Source organism: Bacillus sp. FSL H7-0578 (assembly GCF_038630855.1).
In the GTDB taxonomy this organism is placed as follows: Bacteria; Bacillota; Bacilli; order Bacillales; family Bacillaceae; genus Bacillus; species Bacillus safensis.
Window position 1 is genome coordinate 1487122 of the sequence record NZ_CP152045.1, and the last position, 25731, is coordinate 1512852.

At 43.7% G+C, this 25731-nt stretch carries 25 protein-coding genes; 24 read left to right on the forward strand and 1 reads right to left on the reverse strand.

Translation table 11 applies throughout. The annotated features are described in order from the left end of the window. The first annotated feature begins 111 nt into the window (after positions 1–111). The 17 genes from MHB41_RS07580 to spoVM all read left to right on the forward strand — a co-directional run bounded on the left by MHB41_RS07580 (position 112) and on the right by spoVM (position 17679). Positions 112–2787 carry a calcium-translocating P-type ATPase, SERCA-type gene (locus tag MHB41_RS07580; RefSeq protein ID WP_340898729.1) on the forward strand — a complete coding sequence of 892 codons (2676 nt, stop codon included), beginning with the start codon at positions 112–114 and terminating at the stop codon, positions 2785–2787. 83 nt (positions 2788–2870) lie between these two features. Then, on the forward strand, positions 2871–3746 hold the full coding sequence (locus MHB41_RS07585) for a YicC/YloC family endoribonuclease (protein WP_034281735.1): 876 nt from the start codon (positions 2871–2873) through the stop codon (positions 3744–3746). 76 nt (positions 3747–3822) lie between these two features. Then, positions 3823–4092, forward strand: coding sequence for an extracellular matrix/biofilm regulator RemA (gene remA, locus MHB41_RS07590; protein ID WP_008344898.1), 270 nt, complete (start codon positions 3823–3825; stop codon positions 4090–4092). Between the two features lie 9 nt (positions 4093–4101). Further along, a complete protein-coding gene (gene gmk, locus MHB41_RS07595) occupies positions 4102–4716 on the forward strand; it encodes a guanylate kinase (RefSeq protein ID WP_024424214.1) in 615 nt (204 codons plus the stop codon). Between the two features lie 3 nt (positions 4717–4719). Next, a complete protein-coding gene (gene rpoZ / locus MHB41_RS07600) occupies positions 4720–4923 on the forward strand; it encodes a DNA-directed RNA polymerase subunit omega (protein WP_003211647.1) in 204 nt (67 codons plus the stop codon). 117 nt (positions 4924–5040) lie between these two features. Next, positions 5041–6258 carry a bifunctional phosphopantothenoylcysteine decarboxylase/phosphopantothenate--cysteine ligase CoaBC gene (coaBC, locus tag MHB41_RS07605; RefSeq protein WP_217008586.1) on the forward strand — a complete coding sequence of 406 codons (1218 nt, stop codon included), beginning with the start codon at positions 5041–5043 and terminating at the stop codon, positions 6256–6258. Then, positions 6255–8663 (forward strand): primosomal protein N', encoded by a 2409-nt coding sequence (priA, locus tag MHB41_RS07610; RefSeq protein WP_217008587.1) that lies wholly within the window; start codon positions 6255–6257, stop codon positions 8661–8663. The genes coaBC and priA overlap by 4 nt, the downstream gene beginning before the upstream one ends. Positions 8664–8678: 15 nt before the next feature. Then, entirely contained in the window at positions 8679–9161 is a 483-nt protein-coding gene (gene def, locus MHB41_RS07615; RefSeq protein ID WP_217008588.1) for a peptide deformylase, read from the forward strand. Positions 9162–9166: 5 nt separating this feature from the next. Next, the gene (gene fmt / locus MHB41_RS07620; protein ID WP_034281743.1) at positions 9167–10120 is read left to right on the forward strand and encodes a methionyl-tRNA formyltransferase; all 954 of its coding nucleotides are present in this window, start codon (positions 9167–9169) and stop codon (positions 10118–10120) included. Then, complete coding sequence (rsmB, locus tag MHB41_RS07625; RefSeq protein ID WP_120207070.1) at positions 10107–11450, forward strand: 16S rRNA (cytosine(967)-C(5))-methyltransferase RsmB; 1344 nt, start codon at positions 10107–10109, stop codon at positions 11448–11450. The genes fmt and rsmB overlap by 14 nt, the downstream gene beginning before the upstream one ends. 3 nt (positions 11451–11453) lie before the next feature. Then, on the forward strand, positions 11454–12536 hold the full coding sequence (rlmN, locus tag MHB41_RS07630) for a 23S rRNA (adenine(2503)-C(2))-methyltransferase RlmN (protein ID WP_024424208.1): 1083 nt from the start codon (positions 11454–11456) through the stop codon (positions 12534–12536). Between the two features lie 3 nt (positions 12537–12539). After that, positions 12540–13310, forward strand: coding sequence for a Stp1/IreP family PP2C-type Ser/Thr phosphatase (locus tag MHB41_RS07635; RefSeq protein WP_034281746.1), 771 nt, complete (start codon positions 12540–12542; stop codon positions 13308–13310). Next, the gene (pknB, locus tag MHB41_RS07640) at positions 13304–15259 is read left to right on the forward strand and encodes a Stk1 family PASTA domain-containing Ser/Thr kinase (protein ID WP_081124366.1); all 1956 of its coding nucleotides are present in this window, start codon (positions 13304–13306) and stop codon (positions 15257–15259) included. Before MHB41_RS07635 ends, pknB begins: the two co-directional genes overlap by 7 nt. 12 nt (positions 15260–15271) lie before the next feature. Next, on the forward strand, positions 15272–16168 hold the full coding sequence (rsgA, locus tag MHB41_RS07645; RefSeq protein WP_120207068.1) for a ribosome small subunit-dependent GTPase A: 897 nt from the start codon (positions 15272–15274) through the stop codon (positions 16166–16168). 3 nt (positions 16169–16171) lie between these two features. Next, positions 16172–16822, forward strand: a complete 651-nt coding sequence (rpe, locus tag MHB41_RS07650) for a ribulose-phosphate 3-epimerase (RefSeq protein WP_120207066.1) — start codon at positions 16172–16174, stop codon at positions 16820–16822. 60 nt (positions 16823–16882) lie between these two features. Then, positions 16883–17527: a thiamine diphosphokinase gene (locus MHB41_RS07655; protein ID WP_034281751.1), complete on the forward strand. Its 645-nt coding sequence runs from the start codon at positions 16883–16885 to the stop codon at positions 17525–17527. Positions 17528–17598: 71 nt separating this feature from the next. Further along, entirely contained in the window at positions 17599–17679 is an 81-nt protein-coding gene (gene spoVM / locus MHB41_RS07660; RefSeq protein WP_008354550.1) for a stage V sporulation protein SpoVM, read from the forward strand. A 72-nt stretch (positions 17680–17751) separates the two neighbouring features. On the opposite strand, the gene rpmB is transcribed toward spoVM, so the two are convergent. Continuing rightward, complete coding sequence (gene rpmB, locus MHB41_RS07665) at positions 17752–17940, reverse strand: 50S ribosomal protein L28 (RefSeq protein ID WP_003212514.1); 189 nt, start codon at positions 17938–17940, stop codon at positions 17752–17754. Positions 17941–18211: 271 nt separating this feature from the next. On the opposite strand from rpmB, the gene MHB41_RS07670 reads away from it, so the two are divergent. The 7 genes from MHB41_RS07670 (at position 18212) to plsX (ending at position 25716) form a co-directional block, all read left to right on the forward strand. Then, entirely contained in the window at positions 18212–18574 is a 363-nt protein-coding gene (locus MHB41_RS07670) for an Asp23/Gls24 family envelope stress response protein (protein WP_008344871.1), read from the forward strand. A 15-nt stretch (positions 18575–18589) separates the two neighbouring features. Further along, positions 18590–20263: a DAK2 domain-containing protein gene (locus MHB41_RS07675; protein ID WP_120207064.1), complete on the forward strand. Its 1674-nt coding sequence runs from the start codon at positions 18590–18592 to the stop codon at positions 20261–20263. Between the two features lie 148 nt (positions 20264–20411). Next, positions 20412–21074: an L-serine ammonia-lyase, iron-sulfur-dependent subunit beta gene (sdaAB, locus tag MHB41_RS07680; protein WP_024424201.1), complete on the forward strand. Its 663-nt coding sequence runs from the start codon at positions 20412–20414 to the stop codon at positions 21072–21074. Positions 21075–21094: 20 nt separating this feature from the next. Then, positions 21095–21997 carry an L-serine ammonia-lyase, iron-sulfur-dependent, subunit alpha gene (sdaAA, locus tag MHB41_RS07685; RefSeq protein ID WP_024424200.1) on the forward strand — a complete coding sequence of 301 codons (903 nt, stop codon included), beginning with the start codon at positions 21095–21097 and terminating at the stop codon, positions 21995–21997. Then, entirely contained in the window at positions 21975–24023 is a 2049-nt protein-coding gene (recG, locus tag MHB41_RS07690) for an ATP-dependent DNA helicase RecG (protein WP_024426964.1), read from the forward strand. The genes sdaAA and recG overlap by 23 nt, the downstream gene beginning before the upstream one ends. 112 nt (positions 24024–24135) lie before the next feature. Beyond that, a complete protein-coding gene (fapR, locus tag MHB41_RS07695) occupies positions 24136–24702 on the forward strand; it encodes a transcription factor FapR (RefSeq protein ID WP_024424199.1) in 567 nt (188 codons plus the stop codon). A gap of 15 nt (positions 24703–24717) precedes the next feature. After that, positions 24718–25716, forward strand: coding sequence for a phosphate acyltransferase PlsX (gene plsX / locus MHB41_RS07700; RefSeq protein ID WP_024426965.1), 999 nt, complete (start codon positions 24718–24720; stop codon positions 25714–25716). The last annotated feature ends 15 nt before the right edge of the window (positions 25717–25731 follow it).

Sequence of the window (25731 nt, forward strand, 5' to 3'; positions counted from 1 at the left end):
TCGTTCTTTAGGCAGTCTTATTATTATAGCATGATTTAGGACGAGTCTGAATAAACTGGCTTATAGAACACTGCATATGAGAGAGAACAAAAGAGGAGTGGACGAGGTCAAATGAATTGGCATGAACTGAACCAAACCGATTTATTAAAAACAATGAATACATCGATAGGTGACGGACTGTCAGAAAAAGATGTACAAAAGCGGCTTGAAAAACACGGGCCAAATGAATTGCAGGAAGGAAAAAAGGCGTCGGCTCTGATCATTTTTTTAGCACAGTTTAAAGATTTCATGGTGTTAATCTTGCTTGCAGCAACAATCATTTCTGCCTTTTTAGGAGAATACATTGATGCTGTTGCGATTGTAGCCATTGTTTTGATTAATGGTGTACTCGGCTTTTATCAAGAGCGCCGGGCGGAAAAATCCCTTCAAGCGTTAAAAGAATTATCAACTCCGCATGTATATGCAAGGAGAAATAATGAATGGGTCAAGATCCCGTCTAAACATCTCGTGCCAGGGGATATTGTGAAATTTTCAAGCGGAGATCGGATTGGGGCAGATATTAGATTACTAGAAACAAAGAGCTTAGAAATTGAGGAGTCCGCTCTCACTGGCGAGTCTATCCCAGCGGTCAAACACGCAAGTCCTCTTTCAAGCAGCCATGTCTCACTTGGAGATTTGACGAACATGGCCTTTATGGGGACGCTTGTTACTAGAGGAAGCGGCGTAGGGGTTGTCATTGGTACAGGAATGAATACGGCAATGGGGCAAATTGCCGGTATGCTGGATGCAGCAGGTAATATGGAAACGCCGCTGCAAAGGCGTCTCGAGCAGCTCGGGAAAATTCTGATTGTGGCTGCTTTATTTTTAACGGTGCTCGTTGTTGTTCTCGGTGTTGTGCAAGGACATGAATTGTATCATATGTTCCTAGCGGGAGTATCTCTTGCTGTTGCGGCAATTCCAGAAGGACTGCCGGCGATTGTCACTGTTGCACTTTCCCTTGGGGTGCAGCGGATGATCAAACAAAAATCGATTGTCAGAAAGCTCCCGGCGGTGGAAACACTCGGCTGCGCGTCAATCATTTGCTCAGATAAAACAGGAACGATGACGCAAAATAAAATGACCGTGACCCATGTATGGGCAGAGGGGAAAACGTGGAATATTTCTGGCACAGGCTACGAGCCATCCGGTGACTTTACCTTAAACGGAGAAATCGTCCATGCCGACAAGCACCCAAGCCTGCAAAAGGTGTTATTATACGGGGCGCTTTGTAATACATCGACCATCGTTGAAAAAGACGGGGAGATGAGGCTTGATGGCGATCCGACAGAGGGGGCGCTTCTTACCGCAGCACGTAAAGCGGGTTTTACAGAGCAATTCATTGAAGCTGGATTTCATGTCATTGAGGAGTTTCCTTTTGACTCAGAAAGAAAGATGATGTCAGTCGTCGTTGAAACGAATCAAAAAGAGCGGTATGTCATTGCAAAAGGTGCGCCGGATGTACTAATGAACCGTTCAAGTCATATCATGCACGGCGGACGCACAGCTTCTTTTTCAGCGACTCACAGGCAAGAAGCAGAAGCTGCGATTCAAGGGTTGGCAAGACAGGCGCTTAGAACCATTGCCATTGCGTATAAAAAAGTCGGTCTGACAGAAAAAATCACCTCTGTAAAGCAGGCTGAAACCGATTTAACATTTATCGGGTTAGAGGGCATGATCGATCCACCGCGTCCTGAAGTCAGACGAGCGATTAAAGAGTGCCGGGATGCCGGGATTAAAACGGTCATGATTACAGGGGACCACATCGAAACGGCCAAAGCGATCGCCAAAGACTTGAGCCTTTTACCGAAACAAGGACAGGTGCTCGACGGAAAAGCGCTTGATCAGATGAGCGACAAAGAGCTTGAGCAAACGGCTGAAAATGTATACGTCTTTGCCCGGGTTTCCCCTGAGCATAAACTGAGAATTGTCAAAGCCTATCAAAAAAATGGGCATGTTGTGGCGATGACAGGTGACGGGGTCAATGATGCGCCTGCCATTAAACAAGCAGATATCGGCATTTCCATGGGCATCACTGGAACAGACGTAGCCAAAGAAGCGTCATCTCTTATTTTACTTGACGACAACTTTGCGACCATTAAATCCGCCATTAAAGAAGGCCGGAATATTTATGAAAACATTCGTAAGTTTGTCCGTTATTTGCTGGCATCAAATGTCGGAGAAATTTTGGTCATGCTGTTTGCGATGCTCCTCGCGCTACCGCTGCCGCTCGTTCCTATACAAATCTTATGGGTCAACCTTGTCACAGATGGTCTGCCGGCAATGGCACTTGGCATGGATAAGCCAGAAGGCGATGTCATGAAGAGAAAGCCGCGGAATGTGAAAGAGGGCATTTTTGCTAGAGGGCTTGGCTGGAAGGTCATCTCAAGAGGCTTCCTCATCGGACTTGCGACCCTATTGGCATTTATATTTGTGTATCACCGCGATCCAAACAACCTGCAATATGCACAGACTGTCGCATTTAGTACGCTTGTTTTGGCGCAGCTCATTCATGTATTTGACTGCCGCAGTGAGCGGTCCATTTTTGAACGTAATCCATTTGGGAATCTTTATTTGATCGGTGCGGTTTTGTCATCACTTTTACTCATGCTTGTGGTCATTTATTACCCGCCGCTTCAGCCGATTTTCAAAACGGTGGCGGTTGCACCAATTGATTGGCTGCTGATCATTGGGATGTCTGCACTGCCAACTTTTTTACTGGCAGGATCACTTTTGACAAGAAAAAAATAATTGATTATGGTATAATTTTGAGGTAATAGTGTCTGCTATTACCTTTTTCATTTTATTAATATGAAAGAATTGGGTGTTTTGACATGATACGCAGTATGACGGGATTCGGCCAAGCGAGTAAAACGGATGGAGAACTGACAGTGTCAGTTGAGCTAAAATCGGTCAATCACCGTTTTAAAGAGGTTCATGCCCGTTTGCCGAGGCCGCTTTTATATTTCGAAGATACATTAAAAAAGATCATTCTTCGTCACGTGCAGCGCGGTAGAATTGAGCTGTTTGTCACGATTGAAGGCGGTAAACTAGCAAGCCGGTCCTTACAGATCGACTGGCCGCTGCTTGATGAATACATGAAAGCCGCAAAAGACCTCGAAGAACGCTATCACATTTCAGGCATTCAGCATGCACATGACTTATTGGGCCTGGAGCTTGCCGTTCAGGTGGAAGAGTCAGCCAGCCGAAATGAACAGTTAGAGCAGCTGCTGATGGAAGCTTGCGAGGCTGCTGTCAAGGAGCTTTGCTTCATGAGAGAGCAAGAGGGCGCATCACTTCAAAAAGACTGTGAACTGAGGCTTTCTGAACTAGAGGCCTATACAGAAGAAATCAAAGTCTTTGCACCAGAGGTTGTGAGTCAGTACAAAGAACGATTGAATCAGCGATTGCAAGAATGGATCGGAGAGGCGCTTGACGAGAGCAGACTAACGACAGAGGCTGCCATTTTTGCTGACCGGTGTGACATTACAGAAGAGATTACGAGACTGAAAAGTCATTTTCAGCAGTTTCAGCAAATCTTGCTGCAAGGCGGTGCTGCCGGCCGAAAACTTGACTTCCTTGTACAGGAGCTCAACCGTGAAGTGAACACCATTGGATCAAAAGCGAACCATCACCATTTAACAAAGCTGGTGGTTGAAATGAAAAGTGCTATTGAAAAAATAAAAGAACAAGTGCAAAATATAGAATAGTCATTGTGTATGCTGTTTACAGTGCGTCTCTTTCGGCGAGACTAGAGACGTTTATATTACAGGGGGACGAAAGAAGATGACCATAAAGTTGATCAATATCGGATTTGGAAACATCATTTCAGCGAATCGGATGATTTCGATCGTCAGTCCGGAATCAGCACCGATTAAACGAATGATACAAGACGCAAGAGATCGAGGCATGCTCATAGATGCTACATACGGAAGAAGAACCCGTGCTGTTGTCATTATGGACAGTGACCATGTCATCTTATCTGCCGTTCAGCCTGAGACTGTCGCGCAAAGACTTTCTGTAAAAGAAGAAATCATAGATGAAGGGCAGGGGTAATACGTCATTATGAAAGAAAGAGGACTTTTAATCGTTCTCTCTGGACCTTCGGGAGTTGGAAAAGGAACGGTCAGACAAGCCATTTTCTCCCAGGAAGATACGAAATTTGAATACTCTATTTCTGTGACGACACGCAAACCGCGTGAAGGTGAAAGAAATGGTGTCGATTATTTCTTTAAAACCAGGGAAGAATTTGAACATATGATTGAAAACAAAAAGCTGTTAGAATGGGCAGAGTACGTCGGGAATTACTACGGCACGCCTGTTGACTATGTAGAACAGACATTAAGCGAAGGAAAAGATGTTTTCCTTGAAATTGAAGTGCAAGGTGCACTTCAAGTAAGAGAAGCATTCCCGGAAGGTCTTTTTATTTTCCTTGCACCGCCTAGTCTTTCAGAACTTCAAAACCGTATCATTACTCGCGGTACAGAATCTGAGGAGCTCATTCGAAACCGAATGGCTGCTGCGAAAGAAGAAATTGAAATGATGGATGCTTACGACTATGTCGTTGAAAACGATGATGTCGAGCTTGCTTGTGAAAGAATCAAAGCGATCGTCCTTGCAGAACACCTGCGCAGAGACAGAGTCGCACCAAGATATAAAAAAATGCTGGGGGTAGAATAAACCATGTTAGATCCTTCAATTGACTCATTGATGAACAAACTTGATTCAAAATATACACTTGTAACAGTGTCGGCACGCCGTGCACGTGAAATGCAGATCCATCAAGATCAGCAGATTGAAAACACAAAGTCTTACAAATTCGTAGGCAAAGCACTAGAAGAAATTGACGCTGGTCTTTTGACATTTGAAAAAGAGGATCAAGAATAACACATCGCTTCTGCAATGCAGATACGATACGTTCAAAAAAGTCAAAACTATGATTGGTTTTGACTTTTTTGAATTGTAGACGAATTTGTGAAAAAGGCCGTTAAGGGGGACAAACAAATGTTACAGTCAAAAAATATATTGCTTGGTGTCAGCGGAGGAATCGCCGTATATAAAGCAGCAGCACTTACTAGTAAACTCGTACAAGCAGGCGCAAATGTAAGAGTGATTATGACGGAATCTGCTCGTGAGTTTGTGTCTCCGCTTACCTTCCAAGCACTGTCTCGGCATGAGGTATATGTAGATACATTCAAAGAAAACAATCCAAAAGTCATTGCACATATTGACGTAGCTGACTGGGCCGATCTCATTCTTGTTGCCCCTGCAACAGCACATACGATTGGTAAAATGGCCGCTGGACTTGCAGATGATATGCTCACAACGACTTTGCTTGCTTCTACAGCGCCTGTATGGGTCGCACCAGCGATGAATGTGCATATGTATGATCACCCGGCTGTGAAACGGAACATTCGCACATTATATGAAGACGGCTACCGGTTTATTGAGCCGAGTGAAGGTTATTTAGCCTGCGGGTACATTGGAAAAGGGCGATTAGAAGAGCCTGAAAAAATTGTGGAACACATCCGGGCCTTTTTTGAAGAGCCAAAAAGCTTACCGCTCTCAGGTAAAAAAGTTTTGGTTACAGCAGGTCCTACACGTGAAGTGATCGATCCTGTCCGGTTCTTTACAAACCGTTCTAGTGGAAAAATGGGCTATGCGATTGCAGAGGCTGCTCAGCAAATGGGTGCAGATGTTACGCTGATTTCTGGGCCTGTTTCTTTAACTGAACCTGACCATGTGCATGTAGTGCACGTTGAATCAGCTGAAGAGATGTATCAAGCTGCGCTAGATGTATACGGAGAAGCTGATCTTGTCATTAAATCAGCAGCTGTCGCCGATTACACCCCTGTCACGACATATACTCATAAAATGAAAAAACAGGACGGCGCACTGGACATTGAATTCACCCGGACAAAAGATATTTTAAAAGAGCTGGGGAAAAGAAAAGAGCATCAAGTGCTGGTCGGATTTGCAGCTGAAACGCAGGATGTAGAATATTATGCGAAAAAGAAAATTGAATCCAAGCATCTAGATATGATTGTGGCCAATAACGTCACTAAAGAAGGTGCAGGCTTTGGCACAGATACCAATGTGGCAGCGATCATCAAAGCAGATGGAACGAAAAAAGAGCTGCCGATGATGAGCAAAAAAGACCTCGCTTTTGAAATTTTAAAGGAGGCAATAATGCTGCTTCCAAAAGAGCGTGATCGCGCATGATTGCTGAAGTCATCGTAGATGTCACAACGAAAGCCATTGACCGGCCATTTGATTACCGTGTACCAGATCGATTCAAAGATCTCGTCAAAGCGGGAATGAGGGTGGTCGTTCCCTTTGGCCCGCGGAAGATTCAAGGGTTTGTGACAAAAGTCAAAGAGGAAACAGACATCAAGACAGGAAGCATTAAAGAGATAGTCGATTTATTTGATTTATCACCTGTTCTGACAGATGAGCTACTGGAGCTTTCTCACTGGCTGACGGAAAAAACATTGTCCTATCATATTACGGCACTTCAATCGATGCTGCCCGCAGCCATGAAGGCAAAGTATGAAAAAGAAATACAGGTGCTATCAGAGGAAGAACTTCCGCAGTCATTGAAAGAGCTTTTCGGTCAGCGAGAGAGCATTCTTTATGCTGACATCCCGTCTGAACAATTAAAACAGATTCAAAAGCATGTCCAAAAAGGTCATCTAGAGGTGAGATACCATGTCTCGCAAAAATCTGGAAAGAAAAAGGTCCGCATGCTCCATCTGGCTGTATCGAAAGAAAAACTTGAAGAAAAGCAGCAGCAGCTAAAGAAAAATGCGGTGAAACAAAAGGCACTGATCTCCTATTTGCTTCAAGCGGGAGAGACAGCCTTTTTAGCGAAAGACTTGCAGCAGCAAACAGGCGCGAGTTCTCAAACGCTTAAAACCTTTATTCAAGAAGGGCTGTTAACAGAAAGCTATGAAGAGGTCTACCGGGATCCTTATCGTGACCGGGAATTTACACCATCTGCATCACTTGATCTCACGCCTGAGCAAAGAGAGGCGGCAAAACATATTCATCAAGCAGTCAGTGAGGATCAGCACGAAACCTTTTTGCTGCACGGAGTGACAGGAAGCGGCAAAACGGAGATTTACTTGCAGACAATTGATCATGTTCTTCAAAAAGGCAAAGAAGCGATCGTTTTAGTTCCTGAAATCTCGTTAACCCCTCAAATGGTGCAGCGATTTAAAGAACGATTTGGCTCAAATGTAGCCGTTCTTCACAGCGGCTTATCGACAGGAGAAAAATATGATGAATGGCGGAAGATTCATCGCAAGGAAGTCAAGCTTGTCGTTGGCGCAAGATCTGCTGTTTTCGCTCCATTTGAAAATTTAGGCATGATTATTATAGATGAAGAGCATGAATCCTCTTATAAACAAGAAGAAATGCCTCGTTACCATGCCAAGGATGTCGCCATTGAACGAGCAGTGCGGCATCAATGTCCAGTCGTATTAGGCAGTGCAACACCTTCACTTGAAACCTATGCACGTGCAAAAAAAGGCGTCTATACATTGCTGCCGCTCAAGCACCGCGTCAACCAGCAGCAGATGCCGCACGTTTCGTTAATTGATATGAGAGAAGAACTAAGAAATGGCAACCGCTCCATGTTCTCAGAAGAGTTAATGATCAGGTTAAAGGAAGTGCTTGAAAGAAAAGAACAAGCCGTTTTATTTCTGAACAAAAGAGGCTATTCATCCTTTGTGATGTGCCGTGATTGCGGATATGTGGAGCAATGTCCTCATTGCGAAATTTCTCTCACCTATCACCGCTATCAAAAACGGCTGAAGTGCCATTATTGTGGTCACGAAGCTCCAGTACCTTCTGAATGTCCAGAATGCCACAGTGAGCATATTCGCTATTTTGGAACTGGCACGCAGCGAGTAGAAGAAGAACTGACAAAGGTATTGCCTGAGGCGCGTGTGATCCGAATGGATGTGGATACAACGTCTCGTAAAGGTGCTCACGAAAAGCTTCTTACGTCTTTTGGCAATAAAGAAGCGGACATTTTGCTCGGGACGCAGATGATTGCAAAGGGGCTGGATTTCCCAGATGTCACACTTGTTGGTGTTCTCAGTGCGGATACATCCCTTCACATCCCTGATTTTCGTTCAAGTGAAAAAACATTTCAGCTTCTCACACAGGTCAGCGGCAGAGCAGGGCGCCATGAAAAAGCGGGCTCGGTTATTATTCAATCGTATACGCCTTCTCACTATAGTATTGAATTAACGAAGCAGCATGACTATGAAGCCTTTTATGAACAGGAGATGCTGCATCGCCGCCACCAGTCCTATCCGCCTTATTACTTTTTGGCGATGGTGACAGTGTCACACGAAGAAGTGACGAAGGCAGCACATGTCACTGATCAAATTGTCCAGTTCCTAAAAATGAACTGTGCACCGAATACTCGAATTCTTGGTCCGGCCGCATCGCCAATCGCTAAGATCAAAGATAGATATCGGTATCAATGCGTGATAAAATACAAAAGGGAAAATGAACTGGCAAGTTTACTACGGAAAATACAAGACCATTATCAAAAGGAAATGGAACAAAAACAATTGATGATTTCAATAGATATGAATCCATATATGATGATGTAAAACGGAGGGCTGTAAGTGGCAGTAAAACCAATAGTCATACATCCGGCAGAAGTGCTTGAACAAATGACAGAGCGCGTCGAGACGTTCGATAAAAAGCTTAAAAAACTGCTGGATGATATGTATGATACAATGCTTGAGCTGGATGGAGTTGGACTAGCAGCACCACAAATCGGTGTTTCAAAAAGAATCGCTGTTGTAGATATCGGAGAAGAATCTGGCAGAATTGACTTAGTGAACCCCGAGGTGCTTGAAGTAGAAGGAAGCCAGACAGATATTGAAGGCTGCCTGAGCTTTCCATCTTTATACGGCACTGTAGAGAGACCGAACTATGTGAAGGTAAAAGCCTTTGATAAGAAAGGCAAACCATTTACAATAGAAGCAGACGGATTTTTAGCAAGAGCTTTATTGCACGAAATTGATCATTTAGACGGCATTTTATTTACGTCAAAAATCATTGAAACCTATACAGAAAAAGAACTTGCGGAAATGGAAGGGTGAAGAAAATGGCACGTATCGTATTTATGGGAACCCCTGATTTCTCAGTACCTGTGCTGCAAACACTGATAACAGAAGGATACGAAGTGGTAGGGGTTGTCACGCAGCCAGACCGCCCAAAAGGAAGAAAACGAGTGCTCACACCGCCTCCTGTGAAAGTGGAAGCCTTAAAGCACGGCATTCCTGTGTTGCAGCCTGAAAAGGTGCGCCTTGATGAAGAAATTGATAAGGTGCTTGCATTACAGCCGGATTTAATCGTCACAGCGGCATTTGGACAAATTTTACCAAAACGATTACTCGATGAACCTAAGTTTGGCTGTATCAATGTTCATGCCTCGCTGCTGCCAGAACTAAGAGGCGGCGCGCCGATCCATTATGCGATCCTTCAAGGCAAAAAGAAAACAGGCGTTACCATCATGTACATGGTGGAAAGACTTGATGCAGGTGACATGATCAGTAAAGTAGAAGTAGAAATCGATGAATTAGACAATGTCGGAACATTGCATGACAAATTAAGTGTTGCAGGTGCCGCGCTGCTAAAAGATACGGTGCCAAATGTTCTGAGCGGGTCTATTTCTCCGATTCCGCAAAATGAAGAAGCGGCCACATATGCACCAAATATTAAGCGGGAGCAAGAAAGATTAGACTGGACAAAAACCGGCGAAGAGCTTTACAACCAAGTTCGCGGGCTAAATCCTTGGCCAGTTGCCTATACTGAATGGAACGGCGCTCATCTAAAAGTATGGGAAGCGAAAAAGGTTCCGCTTCAAGCGCAAGAAGAACCCGGGAAAGTGATTGAGCTTCAAAAAGAAGGTCCGGTCATTGGAACTGGGAATGAGCAAGGCCTTTTATTAACAGGTGTGCAGCCAGCTGGTAAGAAAAAAATGAGCGGCGAAGACTTCTTAAGAGGCGCAAATATCGAAATTGGACAGAAATTAGGGTTAATGAATGAAGAAAAGTAATGTGAGAGAAGTAGCGCTGGACGCTTTAATCAAACTCGAACAAAACCAGGCTTACAGTAATTTGCTGTTGCAGTCAGTCATGAAAGATAAAGACTTAGCTGATCAGGACAAACCGCTGTTAACAGAGCTTGTATATGGTACACTGCAAAATAAGCTGGCATTAGATTATATGCTGACGCCCTTTGTGAAAAAACCGCAAAAGGTCGCTCCATGGGTGATGCAGCTTTTGCGGATGTCCCTTTATCAAATGGTGTACCTTGAAAAAATTCCAGATCGTGCAGCGATTCATGAAGCTGTCGAGCTGACGAAAAAACGCGGGCACAAAGGGATTTCTTCACTTGTGAACGGTGTTCTTCGTTCCGTGCAAAGAGAAGGCGTTCCGTCATTTGATGCGATCAAAGATCCCGTAAAGCGGCTGTCCATTGAGACAAGCCACCCATTATGGCTTGTGCAGGAGTGGGTTCAGGCGTACGGGTTTGAAGCGGCAGAAAGCATGTGCCGCATTCATTTAGTCCCGCCAAAGCAAACCCTTCGTGTCAATCGAATGAAAATTGACCGCACGGCACTGCAGCAAAAACTAATGGATGCAGGTATTGAAACGGAGCTTGGCGACTTATCTGAAGATGCACTTAAGCTCATGAAAGGGTCCATCGTCTCAACCCCTTCTTTTCAAGAAGGCTATGTGACGATACAAGATGAAAGCTCGATGCTTGTCGCAAGAGCGCTCGACCCTCAGCCGGGAGAAACGGTGCTTGACGCCTGTGCGGCTCCTGGCGGAAAATCAACACATATTGCAGAACGTATGAATGATGAGGGCAAAATTGTTTCACTTGATTTACATGAACATAAAGTGAAACTCATCAAACAAGCAGCAAAACGTCTGAACCTTACTCACATTGAGGCAAAAGCACTTGATGCAAGGAAAGCGGCAGACTATTACAGCGAAGCTTCGTTTGACCGTATTCTCATTGATGCACCGTGTTCCGGTTTTGGCGTCATTAGACGAAAACCAGATATGAAATATACAAAGTCTAAAGAAGACTCAGCAAGGCTTGCAGCTATCCAGCAGGCCATTTTAAAGGAAGCGGCCCCGCTTTTAAAACCGGGCGGAACCCTTGTATACAGTACGTGTACAATGGACCCAACAGAAAATCAACAAGTGATTCATGCGTTTTTACAAGAACACCAAGACTTCGAACCCGATCTATCTCTTAATGAACGGCTGCCTGAGCAGGTTGCTCCGTTTGTTCAAAACGGAAGTGTACAAATTCTTCCTCATTATTTCGGAACAGATGGTTTCTTTATTTGCAGCATGAGAAAGAAGGGATAAAAAATGACAGAACAAAAAGTAAGAAAAGAACTGAAGACAGAAATGCCGTCGATCTACTCATTTGAGCTTCACGAAATGAAAGAATGGTTAAAAGAACAAGGCGAAAAGCCTTTCCGCGCAGCCCAAATTTTCGAGTGGCTTTATGAGAAACGTGTGACATCCTTTGACGATATGTCTAACCTTTCAAAGGATTTAAGAGAAAAATTAAAAAATCAATTTGCGATCACCACATTAAAAACCGTGATCAAACAAACGTCTCAAGACGGAACGATCAAGTTTTTATTTGAATTACATGATGGCTATACGATTGAAACAGTGCTGATGCGCCACGAATACGGCAACTCTGTCTGTGTCACAACTCAGGTTGGCTGCCGAATTGGCTGTACATTCTGTGCATCTACACTTGGCGGGTTAAAACGAAATCTTGAAGCAGGAGAAATCGTTGCTCAAGTATTGAAAGTGCAGCAGGCACTTGACGAAACAGATGAGAGAGTCAGCTCGGTTGTCATCATGGGAATTGGCGAACCGTTTGATAACTTTGACGAAATGCTTGCTTTCCTTAAAATCATCAACCATGACAACGGCTTAAATATTGGTGCGCGTCATATTACAGTGTCGACAAGCGGAATCATTCCAAAGATCTATCAATTCGCTGATGAGCAAATGCAAATCAATTTTGCTGTCTCCCTGCATGCACCGAACACAGAGATCAGAAGCCGTCTGATGCCGATCAATAAGGCATATAAGCTGCCAAAATTAATGGAAGCCATCGAATACTATATTCAAAAAACGGGTAGACGTGTCAGCTTTGAATACGGCCTGTTTGGCGGAGTAAATGATCAAGTTCATCATGCAGAAGAGCTTGCAGACTTATTAAAAGGAATCAAGTGCCACGTGAACCTCATTCCGGTGAACTATGTACCGGAAAGGGATTATGTAAGAACACCGAGAGAACAAATCTTCCTATTTGAAAAAACGTTGAAAGAACGCGGCGTAAACGTAACGATTAGACGAGAGCAAGGCCATGATATTGATGCTGCTTGCGGTCAGCTAAGAGCGAAGGAGCGTCAGGAAGAGACGAGGTGACGAATGTTGATAAGGGCAGCCTTTCAAACCGATACAGGAAAAGTCCGTCAGCATAATGAAGATGATGCAGGTATTTTTGAAGCAAAAGAAGACACCCTTCTAGCTGTTGTAGCAGATGGAATGGGAGGTCATCTTGCTGGTGATGTCGCCAGCAGGATGGCCGTCTCTTCTTTAAAAGAATACTGGGAAGAAACATCTTCAATTCCAGCAAAACCAGCAGAGCAAGAAAGCTGGTTAATCTCAAAAATTAGTGACATTAATGATCAAGTATATGAACATGCGAAAAACAATGAGGAGTGCCAAGGAATGGGGACAACCATTGTTTGTGCGCTCGTTCATTTGCAAACGGTCACAATTGCCCATATTGGCGACAGCCGCTGCTACTTGCTGAGAGAAGGAGCACTGACCCAGCTAACGGATGACCATTCACTTGTAAATGAGCTTGTGAAAACAGGTGAAATTTCTAAAGAGGATGCAGAATATCATCCAAGAAAAAATGTGCTCACGAAAGCATTAGGAACAGATAAGCACGTTCAAATTGATGCACATACTTTTGAAGTAGACCCAGGAGATCAAATCCTGCTTTGCTCAGATGGTTTATCCAATAAAGTAGAAGAAGAGAATTTGATTCATATTTTAACGCAAACGACCGCACCAGATGAAAAAGTAACAGCATTAATCCAAACAGCGAATGACAACGGCGGTGAAGATAACATTACAGCAGTATTGTTAGAAATCTCCTCCCAGCCAGAGGAGGGTGACAGCAAGTGTTGATCGGAAAACGGATCAGCGGCCGTTATCAGATTCTTCGCGTCATAGGCGGAGGCGGAATGGCAAACGTTTATTTGGCGGAGGATATGATTTTAGATCGCGAAGTCGCGATTAAAATTTTGCGCTTTGACTTTGCAAGCGATGATGATTTTATTAGACGTTTCCGGCGCGAGGCGCAGTCAGCCGCAAGTTTAGATCATTCAAATATTGTCAGCATCTACGATGTAGGGGAAGAAGATGACATTTATTATATTGTCATGGAATATGTCGAGGGGATGACGCTGAAAGAATACATACATGCCAATGGCCCGCTTCATCCGAAAGAAGCCGTTCGCATTATGGAGCAAGTCGTTGCGGCAATGGAAGAAGCCCATGCAAAGCAGCTCGTCCACCGGGACATTAAGCCTCACAATATATTAATAGACAACATGGGGAATATTAAAGTCACTGATTTTGGGATTGCCATTGCACTCAGCTCAGCGACCATCACCCACACAAATTCGGTTCTAGGATCCGTGCACTATTTGTCTCCAGAGCAAGCCCGCGGAGGTCTTGCGACGAAAAAGTCAGACATCTATTCACTTGGAATTGTGCTCTATGAACTCATTTCTGGACGCATGCCATTTGAAGGGGAATCAGCTGTCAGTGTTGCGCTGAAGCATTTGCAATCAGAGCCGCCATCTGTAAGAAGGTGGAATCCTTCTGTTCCACAAAGCGTGGAAAACATCATTTTAAAGGCAATGGCCAAAGATCCATTTTATCGATATGAAGATGCATCTGAAATGCAAAAAGATCTGCAAACTGCTTTCGACCCTTCAAGACTAAAAGAAAAACGCTTTGTCATTGAAGAGGATCATGAAGCAACGAAAGCGATCCCAATCATTCAAGATCATCAAGTCGATCAAGACAATGAAAAAACAGCTGTCCATCCGGTGAAAAAACCGAAGAAAAAAGAGAAACAAAAGCCGAAAAAGAAACGAAAAAAATGGCCTTGGGTTGTGGCATCCATCCTGTTTATTCTAACTGCTGCGACCATTTTAGCTATCACTGTGTTTCCCGGACTGCTCTTTCCAAAAGATGTTGAGGTCTCTGATGTATCTGGCATGACGATTGAAAAAGCAGAGGACACCTTGAAGAAAGCCGGTTTTACCGTCGCCTCTGAACCAATTGAGATTGCTGATGAAAAAATTGAAAAAGGGCTTGTCGTCAAAACAGACCCGAAAATCGGCACAAAGGTAAAAGAAGGAACCGAGATTCAGCTTTACCAAAGTACTGGCAAAGAAAAGACCGAATTACCTGATGTAACAGGTGAAAAGGTTGATAAAGCAAAAGAATTATTAGAGAAAAAAGGGTTTAAGCAAGTTGTTGTGGAGGAAGTAAATGATAATGACACCGAATCTGGGATTGTCATGGAACAGAAACCTTCAGCGAGTACTGAGCTTGTGGCAGCAGATGAAGAAGTGACGTTGACGGTCAGCATAGGTCCTGCCGATATTACTTTGCGGGATTTAACGACATATAGTAAACAGGCTGCATCGAATTATTTAGAGGATAACGGATTAAAGCTTGATGAAAAAGAAGCGTATTCTGATGATGTGCCAAAAGGTGAGGTGATGAAGCAGGAACCAGGAGCTGGTACTGCTGTGAAACCAGGGGATACGGTTAAAATCACCTTCTCACTTGGACCGAAGAAAAAACCGGCTAAAACGGTGACTGAGAAGATTGCCATCCCGTATGAACCAGTCACTGAAGGGCAAGAGATGACCGTTCAGATTTCCATTGACGATGCTGAGCATAGCATTTCTGATTCATATGAAACCTTTAACATCACTGCACCAACTGAACGGACCATTAAATTTAAGATTGAACCAGGTCAAAAAGGATACTATCAAGTGACAGTTGATGATAAGGTCGTAAGCTCTAAAACGATCGAATACCCTGACGATGAATAAAGGAGGGACTTTATGCCTGAGGGCAAAATTATTAAAGCATTAAGCGGATTTTATTATGTGCTCGATGAGTCTCTAGAAAGTGGAAAAGTGATTCAGTGCAGAGCGAGAGGCATTTTTCGGAAAAACAAAATCACACCTCTTGTTGGAGATTATGTTGTATATCAAGCGGACAACGATAAAGAAGGCTACTTATTAGAAGTAAAAGAGCGGACAAACGAACTTGTTCGTCCGCCTATTAGTAACGTCGATCAAGCGGTGCTCGTTTTCTCTGCGACAGAACCGACCTTTAGCACATCGCTTTTAGACAGATTTCTAGTGCTGGTGGAAGCAAATGATATTAAGCCGATTATCTGTATCACAAAAGTGGACTTATTGAAAACAGATGAAGAGCGTGAAAGTATTCAAGGCTATGCAGAGGACTATCGGCAAATTGGATATGATGTTCATGTAACATCCACGATCGAGGGAGACGGAATTGAAAAGCTGACCCCGCATTTTCACAATAAAATCACTGTATTTGCTGGTCAGTCTGGTGTAGGTAAGTCCTCTCTTTTAAATGCGATGAGTCCTGATTTGGCGCTGAAAACCAATGATATTTCCTCTCATCTTGGAAGGGGGAAGCATACGACAAGACATGTCGAACTCATTCGTACAGCAGAAGGGCTCATTGCAGATACACCTGGCTTTAGCTCGCTCGAATTTACCGGCATCGAAGCGGAAGATTTAGGCCTTTACTTTTTAGAAATCAAAGAGCGGAGTGCAGATTGTAAGTTTAGAGGCTGTCTGCACGTGAAAGAGCCTGGCTGTGCGGTAAAAGGCGCGGTCGAACAAGAGCAAATCAGAGCGTATCGCTATCAGCATTATTTAGAGTTTTTAACTGAAATCAAAGACAGAAAGCCGAGGTACTAACTCATGGTTTATATTGCCCCTTCCATTTTATCAGCAGATTTCGCCAATTTGGAGAAAGATATCCGTGATGTGGAACAAGGCGGAGCGGATTACATTCATATCGACGTGATGGACGGCCATTTTGTACCGAATATTACATTTGGTCCGAATGTTGTGGAAGCGATCAGACCGCATACAAAGCTGCCGCTCGATGTTCACTTAATGATTGAGCAGCCAGACCGGTATATTCCTGCATTCGCAAAAGCAGGTGCTGACATTATTTCTGTCCATGTAGAAGCTTGTCCGCACTTGCACCGCACGATACAGCACATAAAAGAACAAGGCGTAAAAGCAGGTGTCGTCTTGAACCCGCACACACCTGTTTCTCAGATTGAGCATGTATTAGAGGACGTAGACCTTGTCTTATTCATGACGGTAAATCCCGGTTTTGGCGGACAGGCGTTTATTCCATCTGTCCTCACGAAGGTAAAAGAAATGAAGACCCTTAGCGAACAAAAGGGCTTATCAGACTTACTCATAGAAATAGACGGCGGTGTCAATGTAGAGACTGCAAAGAGCTGTAAAGAGGCGGGCGCTAACTTACTTGTGGCCGGCTCAGCGGTATACGGTAAAGACAACCGTGCAGCAGCCATTCAGGCCATTCGAGAAGCGTAAAAAAAGGAACCAAAGTCACTCTGATCTTTGGTTCTTTTTACATGGAGAGGAGCGTATATCATGCACATACATATCGTAGCCGGCGGTCCTTTTGATTACATCCCGCCCCTTGAACATGAAGCATCACAGGACGATATTCTCTGGGTCGGTGTAGACCGGGGGACGCTCTTTTTACTAGAGCACGGCATCATGCCTGCCAAGGCTTTTGGTGATTTTGACAGTGTGACAGAAGAAGAGCTTTGCGAGCTGAAAAAGAAGTTGCCTGCCTTGAATGTATTTCAGGCTGAAAAAGATGAAACCGATTTAGAGCTTGCGCTGAACTGGGCCATGCGCCAGCACCCTGCGCATATTCACATTTACGGCATTACAGGAGGAAGGGCTGATCACTTTCTAGGAAATATTCACCTTCTATATCAAGGCATTCAGCACAAGCAGAACATCACTCTTGTAGATAAGCAAAATATCATTCAAATGTTTGGACCTGGTACATACGAAATAAAAGAAGACCCTGATAAAAAATATGTGTCGTTTCTGCCCTTTGGTACATCGGTTGAAAAGCTGACATTAAAAGGTTTCAAATATCCTCTGAAAAATTGTCATATTGAGCCTGGTTCCACACTATGTATTAGTAACGAACTCATCCACTCAAATGGTACTTTTTCTTTTCATGAAGGCATATTAATAATGGTAAGAAGCAAAGATTGACCAACCTATCAATGTGGATGGCTGATTAAGCTCAATTGTGCTGCAAGCGGTACTTTTAGGAGGGGGACAAAATGAAATTTTATACAATCAAACTGCCTAGATTTCTTGGCGGCATTGTCCGTGCGATGCTTGGTTCATTTAAAAAAGATTAATGAGTAATCTCCTTTATTTCCACATAAAAACGCCTGCTACAGTTTATTGTAGCAGGCGTTTACTCTTCTTGCTTATACACGCTCAACTTTACCAGATTTCAAAGCTCGAGCTGATACATATACTCTTTTAGGCTTACCGTCCACTAGAATACGAACTTTTTGAAGGTTCGCGCCCCATGTACGTTTTGTAGAGTTCATTGCGTGAGAACGGTTGTTCCCAGCTTTTGTTTTTCTGCCTGTAATAACGCATTTACGTGCCATTTGTTTCCCTCCTAACTGCGAAAACATCATCATATTCTTCATATACGTACTTAGAGATGCCTCAAGATACTTTAATAATTTACCACAGCTTCAAGGGGTTTGCAAGGATTGTTTACTCCTCTTTCAAGAAAAATACCTTGACATCTTGATAAAAAATCAAGGCTATAGTATAAGTAGGATTGGGTCGGATTGAATGATTTCTTTTAAAAAGAAGGGTCTTATAGTAAAATAGTGATAACTCAGGGCAATTTCTCAAAAAGGGGGAACCAATGTGTCCATTGAACTTAGAACGAAATACGGACAAATTGATATATCAAATGAAGTCATTGCAATGGTGGCAGGAGGCGCTGCGATCGATTGCTATGGTATTGTTGGCATGGCGTCCAAAAATCAAATTAAGGACGGCTTGACGGATATTCTCCGCAAAGAGAACTTCAGCCGGGGTGTTCTTGTGCGTCAGAAAGAAGACCGCATTCATATTGATATGTACATCATCGTCAGCTACGGTACAAAAATATCAGAAGTCGCACATAATGTTCAAACGAAAGTCAAATACACGATTCATCACACAATTGGACTTTCTGTTGACTCGGTCAACATTTATGTACAAGGAGTAAAAGTTACGAACCCGTAGTAAGGAGGAAATATATTGTCTATTAGAAATCTTGATGGCCGCTCATTTGCAAAAATGATTCTTGCAGGTGCTCACCATCTTTCTCAAAACGCACAAATTGTGGATGCGTTAAATGTTTTTCCAGTGCCAGACGGAGACACGGGGACAAATATGAATTTGTCGATGACTTCAGGGGCAAAAGCAGTTGAAGAAACAAACACCGATCATATTGGGAAGGTCGGCGTGGCCCTGTCAAAAGGGTTATTGATGGGCGCAAGAGGAAACTCTGGCGTGATCCTGTCACAGCTCTTTAGAGGTTTCAGTAAACATATTGAACAAAAAGAAACAATTGATGCAAAAGAATTTGCTCTTGCCTTACAGGCGGGTGTTGATACAGCATATAAAGCCGTGATGAAACCGATTGAAGGAACGATCTTAACAGTTGCAAAGGATGCAGCAAAGAAAGCGGTTGCTGTTTCGGCAGCAGAGGATCAAATTGACCGCGTTCTAGAGTTAACGATTGAGGAAGCAAGAGCATCACTTGATCGAACGCCAGATCTGCTTCCTGTCTTAAAAGAAGTGGGTGTTGTTGATAGTGGAGGTAAAGGACTTCTATGCGTATATGAAGGTTTCCTTGCTTCATTAAGAGGAGAAGAGCTTCCTCCTAAATCGGCTTCTTTACCTACGCTAAAAGAACTCGTTAGTGCAGAGCATCATAAAAGTGCACAAAGTCATATGAACACAGAAGATATCGAATTTGGCTACTGTACTGAATTTATGGTGAAATTTGAAGAAGACAAACAGTCCTTTGATGAGAATGCCTTCAGAGAAGACTTAAGTGAATTCGGAGATTCACTTCTTGTGGTGTCTGACGATACACTGGCGAAAGTTCATATTCATGCCGAGCAGCCAGGAGATGTTTTATCATATGCACAGCGCTACGGCAGCTTGATTAATATGAAAATTGAAAACATGAGAGAGCAGCATAGCTCAATCGTGAACGAAGAAAGAGAACATGTGCCTGCTGCACCAAAAGCACCTGCTGCTGAAAAACAGCGCTTTGGCGTCGTCAGTGTCGCAATGGGAGAAGGAATTGCTGACTTGTTCAAAAGCATCGGAGCTTCCGTCGTCATTGAAGGCGGACAGACGATGAATCCGAGCACAGAAGACATTGTCACAGCAATAGAAAGCGTACATGCCGAAACCGTCTTTATCTTACCTAATAATTCTAATATTGTCATGGCAGCTAAACAGGCGGCAACTGTCTCAAGTCGTGAGGTCGTTGTCATTCCGACGAAGACCGTTCCTCAAGGAATGTCGGCACTTCTTTCTCTCAATGAAGCAGCTTCAAATGAAGACAATGAAAGAGCGATGCTAGAAGCGATTGACCATGTGAAAAGCGGGCAAATTACCTTTGCAGTAAGAGATACTCAAATTGATGGAATCGACATTGCGAAAGGTGACTATATGGGTCTGTTCAACGGGAAAATCACGTTAACAGCGAAAAATCAATTAGATGCAGCAAAAGAACTTCTAACCAAAATGGTGACAGAAGATGATGAGATTGTCACCATCATTAAAGGGGAAGATGCATCATCTGATGAGCTGGATGCGTTACAAGCCTTTATTGAAGAAACATTTGAAGATGTAGAAGTTGAAGTTCACGATGGAAAACAGCCGCTTTATTCATATATTTTGGCGGTTGAATAACGAAAGAAGGGCAAATAAAGCCCTTCTTCTTCTTTTGCAATTTTTTACTAGCCATTCAACGGTGAAATGAGTTGCGGGAAACGAATGAATCCATTAGTCTAAAGAAAGAACCAAACCATACGCGAGTGGTGATGAGAGGGGAAGACCTATGAAATTTAGAAGTGTGTTTGATATTATTGGACCCGTCATGATTGGGCCATCAAGTTCGCACACAGCGGGTGCGGCTCGTATAGGGAGAGTAGCCCGCAGCTTATTTGGAAGAGAACCGAAACGAATTGTCGTTTCATTTTATGGTTCTTTTAAAGATACGTATAAAGGACACGGTACAGATGTCGCCATTATCGGCGGTGTTCTTGACTTTGATACATTTGATGAACGAATCAAAACAGCGATTGATATTGCAAAAAGCAAAGAGATTGACATTGAATTTAAAGAAGAAGAGGCGGTGCCGGCGCATCCGAATACAGCAAAAGTAGAGATTTCAGATGCGAACGGAAGCCTTGAACTAATCGGGATTTCCATCGGCGGAGGTAAAATTGAAATCACAGAATTAAATGGCTTTGAGCTCAGGCTCTCAGGGAATCATCCTGCCATTCTTGTGGTTCATAACGATCGCTACGGGACGATTGCGGCAGTTGCCAATGTCTTAGCGAAATTCGCCATCAACATCGGTCATATGGAAGTGGCGCGTAAAGATGTCGGGCAAGAGGCACTGATGACGATTGAAGTAGATCAAAATATTGACCCAGCTGTCCTATCAGAGCTAGAAACGCTGCCAAACATTATTCAAGTCACACAAATTGCAGAGTAACAACAAGGAGGTTATGAATGATGTTTAAAAACGTCAAAGAACTCGTGCAGCTAACAGAAGAACGGAATACCTCCATTTCAGAAATTATGATTGTGCAAGAAATGGAAGTGACAGGGAAGTCACGTGAGGAAATTTTCTCCCAGATGTACCGCAACCTAGAAGTGATGGAGCAGGCCGTTGAAAACGGGCTGAAGGGTGTGAAATCATTATCAGGCTTAACAGGCGGAGATGCAGTCAAACTTCAAGCCTATATCGCATCAGGCAAAACACTGTCTGGTCATACGATATTAGATGCTGTCAGTAAAGCAGTTGCAACAAATGAAGTCAATGCTGCAATGGGAACCATTTGTGCCACGCCTACAGCAGGCTCAGCAGGTGTTGTACCAGGTACGTTATTTGCAGTAAAAGAAACATTAAAGCCAACAAAGGAACAAATGGTCAGATTCCTATTTACTTCTGGCGCATTTGGTTTTGTTGTGGCGAATAACGCCAGCATTTCCGGTGCAGCAGGCGGCTGTCAGGCAGAGGTAGGTTCTGCATCAGGGATGGCGGCAGCAGCTATTGTCGAGATGGCAGGCGGGACACCGCAGCAATCTGCAGAAGCGATGGCGATTACACTGAAAAATATGCTTGGACTTGTTTGTGATCCTGTAGCGGGACTTGTCGAGGTACCGTGCGTGAAACGAAATGCAATGGGTGCATCTAACGCCATGATTGCAGCAGACATGGCTCTTGCCGGCATCACAAGCCGCATTCCATGTGATGAAGTCATTGATGCGATGTACAAAATCGGTCAAACGATGCCAACGGCTCTTCGCGAAACAGCCCAAGGCGGTCTCGCAGCGACACCGACAGCAAGAGAGCTTGAAAAGAAGATTTTCGGAGGTGTGACCTCATCTCGTGATACAGAAACTGCAAGATAATGTCTCTGTCCTGAAGGGGATTGGAGAGGAAACCGAAAAAACACTCAATGAACTTGGAATCTACACAGTAGCCGATTTACTCGGCTACTTTCCTTATCGATATGACGACTATGAGCTTCGTAACTTAGAAGAAGTCAAACATGACGAACGTGTCACAGTTGAAGGAAAAGTACATAGTGAGCCCGTTCTCACCTATTATGGAAAAAAACGAAGCAGGCTGACATTCAGGCTGCTTGTCGGGCGTTTTCTCATTACAGCGATTTGTTTCAATCGCCCATATTTAAAACGAAGCCTTGTGTTAGGTGATACAGTTTCCGTTACAGGAAAATGGGATAAAAACCGTCAATCTATCATGGTGCAGGAATTTAAAAAAGGGACGCACGAGCAAGATGGCAGTATAGAGCCCGTTTATTCAGTAAAAGAAAATGTGACCGTGAAAATGATGAGACGCTTTGTAAAGCAGGCCTTGTCACTTTATGCAGACAAAGCTGAAGATCCATTGCCAAAGCAGCTTGTTTCTGCCTATAAACTCATGTCCTATCAGGAAGCATTAAAAGCCATTCATCTTCCAGAAACAAGAGACTCGCTCAAGCAAGCAAGACGCCGTTTTGTGTACGAGGAATTTCTCATTTTTCAGCTGAAGATGCAGGCGATTAGAAAAAAAGAACGAGAGAGGACATCAGGCATCCAGCATCCGTTTTCCAAAGAGGCTGTTTTTGAGTTTGTTAACAGCCTGCCATTTCCGCTGACGAAGGCACAATCAAGAGTACTTGATGAAATCATGTCGGACATGGCGTCTCCATATCGAATGAACCGGCTGCTTCAAGGAGATGTAGGTTCAGGGAAAACAGCTGTTGCAGCCATTGCGCTTTATGCCGCTCATTTATCAGGTTTTCAAGGTGCATTAATGGTCCCAACAGAAATTTTGGCAGAGCAGCATGCCGATTCACTTTACCAGCTGTTTGAAAAATGGGGGCTGAATATCGCCCTTTTGACAAGCTCTGTGAAAGGAAAGAGACGCAGAGAATTGCTTGAACGTTTAAAAGAAGGCGAGATTGACATATTAGTCGGCACGCACGCACTCATTCAAGACGAAGTCGAATTTCAGCAGCTCGGTCTTGTCATTACAGATGAACAGCACCGGTTTGGCGTAGAGCAGCGGAAAAAACTGCGAAGTAAAGGACAGGACCCAGATGTCTTGTTTATGACGGCCACACCTATTCCGCGAACACTTGCGATCACTGTCTTTGGAGAAATGGACGTATCCGTCATTGATGAATTGCCAGCTGGCAGAAAACAAATCGAAACGTATTGGGTGAAGCATGACATGCTTGAGAGAATTCTTGCTTTTGTGGATAAAGAGCTGAGAAAAGGAAGACAGGCATATATCATTTGTCCGCTCATTGAAGAATCAGACAAGCTTGATGTCCAAAATGCGCTTGATGTCCATAGCATGCTCACTGAAGCATACCGCGGCAAGTGGTCGATCGGCTTAATGCATGGGAAGCTGGCGAGTGATGAAAAGGATCAGGTCATGAGAGCCTTTACCGCAAATGAAGTACAAATTCTCGTTTCAACCACAGTTGTTGAAGTCGGGGTCAACGTGCCGAATGCAACCATCATGGTCATTTATGATGCAGACCGCTTCGGACTGTCTCAGCTTCATCAGCTAAGAGGCCGGGTCGGACGAGGAGAGCATCAATCATTTTGTATTTTAATGGCTGATCCGAAGTCAGAAACGGGGAAAGAGCGGATGCGGATCATGTCCGAAACAACCGATGGCTTTGAGCTGTCTGAAAAGGACTTAGAACTAAGAGGACCCGGCGATTTCTTCGGTAAAAAACAAAGCGGGATGCCAGAATTTAAGGTAGCAGATATGGTTCACGACTATAGAGCGCTGGAAACAGCTAGAAAAGATGCAGCAGATCTTGTCCAATCGGACGCCTTTTGGACTGATCCCGAATACAAAGAACTTCGGCAAACGCTGATAGACAGCGGTGTGCTGGGAGGAGATAAATTAAGCTGATCAAACGCTGGAGGAATTTTCTTGTCTTTTTGAAACAAGGATTGATTTATCATCTATGAGATTATATACTACTATTAGTACCTAGTCATAAATGTACGGATGGTGTCTGCATATGAAACTAAATAAAAAAGAACGTCAAAAGCTTCTCCAGCAAACGATCAGCTCGACTCCATTCATTACTGATGAAGAATTGGCAAGTAAATTCGGTGTCAGCATACAAACGGTTCGTCTTGATCGTTTAGAGCTGTCGATCCCTGAATTACGCGAAAGAATTAAGCATGTGGCCGAAAAGACATTAGAGGATGAAGTAAAGTCACTTCCACTGGATGAAGTGATTGGAGAAATGATTGATGTAGAACTTGATGACCAAGCCATTTCCATTTTAGAAGTGAGAAAAGAGCATGTATTCAGCCGAAACCAAATTGCCAGGGGACATCATCTCTTCGCCCAGGCAAATTCGCTGGCAGTTGCCGTCATTGACGATGAACTGGCTTTGACAGCAAAAGCGAATATCAGGTTTACAAGGCAGGTGAAACAAGGCGAAAGAGTCGTCTCTAAAGCCAAAGTAGCCTCACATGATAAAGAAAAAGGAAGAACCGTAGTTGAAGTAAACAGCTATGTTGGTGAGGAAGTTGTCTTCTCAGGTGACTTCGTCATGTATCGCTCAAAACAAAAGTAAAAGGTGGCACGTAATATGAGAATTGCAGTCGATGCAATGGGGGGAGATCATGCCCCTAAAGCCATTATTGACGGTGTGCAAAAAAGCTTAACAGCATTTTCAGATATCGAGATTACACTTGTCGGCGATGAAAACAAAATCAAACCATACATAACAAACAACGACCGCATCACAATTTTAGATGCAAAAGAAGTCATTGAACCGACGGATGAACCAGTGCGTGCAGTCAGACGTAAAAAGGATTCATCTATGGTGAAAATGGCGCAGGAAGTATCTGAAGGACGAGCAGATGCCTGCATCTCAGCAGGAAATACTGGCGCCCTCATGACAGCGGGACTGTTTATCGTAGGCAGAATTGACGGTATTGACAGACCAGCCCTTGCCCCAACTTTGCCAACACTGGATGGCAGCGGCTTCTTATTACTAGATGTTGGTGCCAACGTTGATGCTAAACCAGAACATCTCGTGCAATATGCCATGATGGGATCCATCTACGCAGAGCGTGTTTTCCCAAAGAGCAATCCGCGTGTTGGACTGTTAAATGTAGGAACAGAAGATAAAAAAGGCAACGATTTAACGAAAAAAACCTTTGAATTATTAAAAGCTTCCGACTTGAATTTCGTAGGAAATGTAGAGTCCCGTGACTTATTAGAAGGTGTTGCTGACGTTGTTGTCACAGATGGTTTCACAGGAAATATTGCGCTTAAAACAATTGAAGGCACAGCCCTTTCTGTTTTTAAAATGCTGAAAGAAACCTTAACATCAAGCTTCACAGCAAAAATAGCAGCAGGCATGATGAAGCCGAAATTAATGCAGATGAAATCTAAAATGGATTACTCTGAATATGGCGGTGCTGCTTTATTTGGTTTAAAGGCACCTGTTATTAAAGCGCACGGCTCCTCTGATGAAAATGCCATTTTCCATGCAATTCGTCAGGCGCGTGATATTGTAGAAAAAGATGTTTCAGCTATCATTCATCAAGAAGTCCAAAAAGAAACGACGAAAGAGTCTTAATTGGAGGTAAAGCAG

Bases quoted from the DNA above. Each gene is read 5' to 3' on its own strand.
- rlmN (WP_024424208.1), top strand. From the start codon at position 11,454: ATGACAGAACAAAAAGTAAGAAAAGAACTGAAGACAGAAATGCCGTCG.
- rsmB (WP_120207070.1), top strand. From the start codon at position 10,107: ATGAAGAAAAGTAATGTGAGAGAAGTAGCGCTGGACGCTTTAATCAAA.
- MHB41_RS07635 (WP_034281746.1), top strand. From the start codon at position 12,540: ATGTTGATAAGGGCAGCCTTTCAAACCGATACAGGAAAAGTCCGTCAG.
- coaBC (WP_217008586.1), top strand. From the start codon at position 5,041: ATGTTACAGTCAAAAAATATATTGCTTGGTGTCAGCGGAGGAATCGCC.
- MHB41_RS07585 (WP_034281735.1), top strand. From the start codon at position 2,871: ATGATACGCAGTATGACGGGATTCGGCCAAGCGAGTAAAACGGATGGA.
- rpmB (WP_003212514.1), bottom strand. From the start codon at position 17,940: ATGGCACGTAAATGCGTTATTACAGGCAGAAAAACAAAAGCTGGGAAC.
- priA (WP_217008587.1), top strand. From the start codon at position 6,255: ATGATTGCTGAAGTCATCGTAGATGTCACAACGAAAGCCATTGACCGG.
- MHB41_RS07655 (WP_034281751.1), top strand. From the start codon at position 16,883: ATGCACATACATATCGTAGCCGGCGGTCCTTTTGATTACATCCCGCCC.
- MHB41_RS07580 (WP_340898729.1), top strand. From the start codon at position 112: ATGAATTGGCATGAACTGAACCAAACCGATTTATTAAAAACAATGAAT.
- spoVM (WP_008354550.1), top strand. From the start codon at position 17,599: ATGAAATTTTATACAATCAAACTGCCTAGATTTCTTGGCGGCATTGTC.
- fmt (WP_034281743.1), top strand. From the start codon at position 9,167: ATGGCACGTATCGTATTTATGGGAACCCCTGATTTCTCAGTACCTGTG.
- rpe (WP_120207066.1), top strand. From the start codon at position 16,172: ATGGTTTATATTGCCCCTTCCATTTTATCAGCAGATTTCGCCAATTTG.
- sdaAB (WP_024424201.1), top strand. From the start codon at position 20,412: ATGAAATTTAGAAGTGTGTTTGATATTATTGGACCCGTCATGATTGGG.
- fapR (WP_024424199.1), top strand. From the start codon at position 24,136: ATGAAACTAAATAAAAAAGAACGTCAAAAGCTTCTCCAGCAAACGATC.
- rpoZ (WP_003211647.1), top strand. From the start codon at position 4,720: ATGTTAGATCCTTCAATTGACTCATTGATGAACAAACTTGATTCAAAA.
- rsgA (WP_120207068.1), top strand. From the start codon at position 15,272: ATGCCTGAGGGCAAAATTATTAAAGCATTAAGCGGATTTTATTATGTG.
- plsX (WP_024426965.1), top strand. From the start codon at position 24,718: ATGAGAATTGCAGTCGATGCAATGGGGGGAGATCATGCCCCTAAAGCC.
- gmk (WP_024424214.1), top strand. From the start codon at position 4,102: ATGAAAGAAAGAGGACTTTTAATCGTTCTCTCTGGACCTTCGGGAGTT.
- sdaAA (WP_024424200.1), top strand. From the start codon at position 21,095: ATGTTTAAAAACGTCAAAGAACTCGTGCAGCTAACAGAAGAACGGAAT.
- remA (WP_008344898.1), top strand. From the start codon at position 3,823: ATGACCATAAAGTTGATCAATATCGGATTTGGAAACATCATTTCAGCG.